This window comes from Ideonella azotifigens, assembly GCF_006519715.1.
GTDB classification, from domain to species: domain Bacteria; phylum Pseudomonadota; class Gammaproteobacteria; order Burkholderiales; family Burkholderiaceae_C; genus Ideonella; species Ideonella azotifigens.
In genome coordinates this window covers 1-3353 of the sequence record NZ_VIDT01000612.1, presented here as the reverse complement: position 1 = coordinate 3353, position 3353 = coordinate 1, and the positions used below count along the sequence as shown (strand labels likewise).

The 3353-nt window shown below is 70.3% G+C and carries 1 protein-coding gene and 1 pseudogene; one reads left to right on the top strand and one right to left on the bottom strand.

Annotated features, from left to right (window positions below; translation table 11 throughout):
• A pseudogene (locus tag FKP22_RS32705) lies at nt 1–2334 on the top strand (hypothetical protein); the annotation flags it as partial.
• Between the two features lie 96 nt (nt 2335–2430).
• Here FKP22_RS32705 and FKP22_RS25010 read toward each other — a convergent pair.
• A partial coding sequence (locus FKP22_RS25010) for an MFS transporter (RefSeq protein WP_141290380.1) occupies nt 2431–3353 on the bottom strand: 923 nt, incomplete at its 5' end.

Sequence of the window (3353 nt, the reverse complement as noted above, 5' to 3'; positions counted from 1 at the left end):
TTCAGCCTCAGCGTGCGCAACGGCGGCCTGGCCCTGCTCACCGCCGACAGCAGCGTAGGCAGTTCCGACGGCCTGCGGGTCGGCCCCTCGGCCTCGGCCATCAACCTCGAAAACTGCCTGGTCGTCTCCACCGCTGTCGCACTGCCGACGCTGGTGCAATCGCCCTCGGCCCAGTCCGCCCAGCAGGCCGGCTTTGCGGTCTTTGACGTGGTGGCAGCCGGCCAGGGCCCGCTGCGCTACCAGTGGCTCAAGAATGGCGCGGCAATTGCCGGCGCCACCGGGCCGCACCTGCTGGTGAGCAACCTGCAGGCCAGCGACAATGGCGCGGCCTTCCGCGTGGCCGTGACCAATGCCGCCGGCACCGTGACCAGCGAGCCCGCCAGCCTGACGGTGACGCCGGTGGATTCGGGCACCGGCACCCCGCCGGTGACACCGCAGCCGCCGGTTGAAACGCCCACCCTGAGCATCTCGGCCCAGCCGGCCAGCGCCAGCGTGGCCGTTGGCCAGACTGCCAGCTTCAGCGTCACCGCGGCCGGTGCCTCGGACCTGAGCTACCAATGGCGCCGCAACGGCGTGGCCATCGACGGTGCCACCGCTGCGAGCTACCAGACCGGTGCCGTGGCCTACGCCAACAACGGCGAGGTCTACTCGGTGCTGGTTTCCGGCGGCGGCACTTCGCTGGCCAGCGCATCGGCCAGCTTGAGCGTGGTGCTGCAGGTGGCCGCCAGCGGTGGCCACATCCTGGCCTCGATCGACAACTACGCGGCCTCGACCGTCCTGCATTTCGCCGACACCAACCGCAGCCGCACACCGGCGGCCATCGTGGCTGTCAGCACCGACACGCCGACGGCAGCCGCCCTGGCCATCGAGCCCGCCACCGGCGCCTACCCGCTGACCAACTACCAGCACAGCATCGAGTACAGCCTGAAGGACGGCAAGGTCAGCGCGCTGCGCAAGCGCTTCGACTTCTATGCCAAGAACGACCACTACTACGTGATCGACCACCTGGGCGCGACGGACGGCAGCGTCAGCTCGCGCCAGCTGTCCACGCTGGCCACGCAAGAGGTCTGCTCGCTGCAGTACATCACGCCGCAAGGCCAGGATGCAGCGGTGCCGTCCAGGGGCTGGCTGTTCATGCCGACGCCGGCCGCGGACGGCAAATGCCGCACCGCCGCGACGACGGAGAGCGCCAAGGCCGTGCGCATGGACATGAGCGCCACCGATGCGCCCGTCGCCATCGGCAAGCCCATGGCCCGAGTGTCGGATGCCTCCGGCGCCTTCCTCGGCCTGGTCGTGCTCGAGGGCAACCAGATCAGGCTGCTGGACGCCGACCTGAAGCCCAAGGCGGACCTCTACACCATTGCCGGTGACGGCAGCTTCCGCTACCGCGACACCATGCCGGCCCAACCGGACCTGTGGCTGTTCAGCGATGTCGGCCAGGTGTGGGCGGTCAACCTGAAGAAGCCGTCCGTGCGGGTGCCGGTGACCACGCTGTCGTCCGGCGAGTTCATCACGCGCAATGCCAGCGACGGCACCACGGCCTACATCGGCATCACCGATGGCGTCACCACGCGCATCGTGAGATTCAACGCCGACCTGAGCACCAGCACGCTGGCGACGATGAGCGGCCGGCTGACGCAGCTGCGCCTGACGCCGACCACGGTCGCCGCGGTGGTGCTGTCCACCCCCGCCACTGACGACTACCTGTCCACCGCCGCGGGCCAGCTGGTCAGCGTGGCCAAGGCCAGCGGCGCCGTCACCGTGCTGCGCGCCTTGTCCGGTGGCGAGACGCAGGGCTACATGGTCGCCTCGGCCGAAACGCTGTACATGCCGCTCTACAGCAACGACTTCGCGACGGCGAACACGCTGGTCGTCGGCTCGGATGGCAGCAGCCCCGAAGTGCTGCCCTTCACCGACACTTACGACGAGATCGCCCCGGCGCTGGGCACGCCGGCCGAAGTCTTCGGCTCGAACGTGGGAGCGGTGATGCTGGTGCAAGGCCCCAACCAGGGCAGCACCGCCGCACCGCGCGTCCTCGTCGCCCAGGGTGCCACGCGCACGCTGACAAGCTATGCGGACCCGGCGCCGAACGACCCCGCCTGGTCGATGGAGCCCAACGCCTTCGACCGCGCCCTGCAACTCGGCCAGCCCGCCGTGCTGGTCCGCAGCAGCAACACCAGCACCGACCTGTACGCCTACCGCAGCGGCACCGCCGGCCTGACCAAGGTCGGCAGCACCGCCAGCCCCCTGAAGATCCGCCCTGCAGCGCGCAGCACCGCCAGCGCAGCCACGCAGCGCAAAACCCAGGCCCGCACGCGGCTGGGCGCACAGTGAACTGAAGCGGGGGCTGGCGACCGCCCCTGCATCAACCTGAAGGCCCCCATCGCAAACGCCCCGCCGTCATCGGCGGGGCGTTTTTCATGGATGGCTTCAAGCGGGTGCCGGCACCACCCGCGGTCCCCAGCGCCAGGTGAGCAAGGTGCCCAGCGTGACGGCGACCACGGCGAAGGCCGGTGCGCCCAGCGCGCCCACATGGTCCACCAGCAAGCCGCCTCCGATGGCGCCCGACGCGATGGCGATCTGGAAAGCGGCCACGATCAGGCCGCCTGCCGCCTCAGCCTGGTCCGGCGCGGCGCGCACGATCCAGGTCTGGAAGCCGACCGGGAAGGCGCCGAAGGCAAAGCCCCACAGACTGACGGCGACGGCGGTGACGACAGGCGAGCTGCCGGCCACCAGCAGGCTCGCGGCCAGCAGCACGATCAGCGCACCGCCAGCCGCGATCGCGTGGCGATCGCTGCGCCCGGCCAACCAGCCACCCGCGAAGTTGCCGAAGAAGCCGCCAATGCCATAGCCCAGCAGCACGGCCGAGATCTCCTCCACCGGCAGCCGCGTCACCTGCTCCATCACGGCGCGGATGTAGGTGAAACCGGCGAAGTGGCCCGAGATCACCAGCAGCACTGCCAGCAATGCAAAGCGCACGGCCGGCCGCGTGAACAGCTCGCCCATGGCCCGCAGGCTGGACTCGCCATGCGGCGGCAGGGCCGGCAGCGTGATCAGCTGCACTGCAAACGCCAGCACGCCAACCGCCCCGGCCGCGACGAAGGCGCTGCGCCAGCCCCACAGCTCGCCCATCCATGCGCCCACCGGCGCCGCGCACACCGTGGCAATGGACACGCCGGTCAACACCAGTGACATGGCGCGCGGAAACAGCGGCGCGGGCACCAGCCGCATGGTCAGCGCCGCGGCCATGGACCAGAAGCCGCCCAGGGCAATGCCCAGCACCACCCGCCCGGCCAGCAGCACGCCCAGCGATTGCGCGGTGGACGCCAGCACGTTGGACAGCAGCAGCAAGG